We start from the raw sequence: 447 nt of genomic DNA on the forward strand, positions 1-447 counted from the left end.
TCCCCGACCTCCAGGTCGACGACCCGGACCGGGCCGGCACCCTCGTCCTCGGCTGGGGCTCGACCTACGGCCCGATCACCGCCGCCGTGCGGCAACTGCGGCAGGACGGCGAGCCGATCGCGCAGGCGCATCTGCGGCACCTCAACCCCTTCCCGAACAACCTGGGCGAGGTCCTCGCGCGGTACGAGCAGGTCGTCGTGCCGGAGATGAACCTCGGGCAGCTCGCCACGCTGATCCGGGCGAAGTACCTGGTCGACGCCCGCTCCTACACCCAGGTCGCCGGTACACCGTTCACGGCGGGCCAGCTCGCCCACACACTGCGGGAGACGATCCGTGGGAACTGAACTGCGACTCCAGCCGAAGGACTTCAAGTCCGATCAGGAGGTGCGCTGGTGCCCCGGCTGCGGTGACTACGCGATCCTCGCCGCCGTCCAGGGCTTCATGCCA

Annotated in this window: 2 pseudogenes; both read left to right on the forward strand. The window is 69.8% G+C overall.

What is annotated here, in order from left to right:
- A pseudogene (locus tag SMA5143A_RS42500) lies at positions 1–344 on the forward strand (2-oxoacid:acceptor oxidoreductase subunit alpha); the annotation flags it as partial.
- A pseudogene (locus tag SMA5143A_RS42505) lies at positions 334–447 on the forward strand (2-oxoacid:ferredoxin oxidoreductase subunit beta); the annotation flags it as partial. The pseudogenes SMA5143A_RS42500 and SMA5143A_RS42505, both read left to right, overlap by 11 nt.

Source organism: Streptomyces sp. MA5143a, assembly GCF_900290235.1.
Lineage (GTDB): Bacteria > Actinomycetota > Actinomycetes > Streptomycetales > Streptomycetaceae > Streptomyces.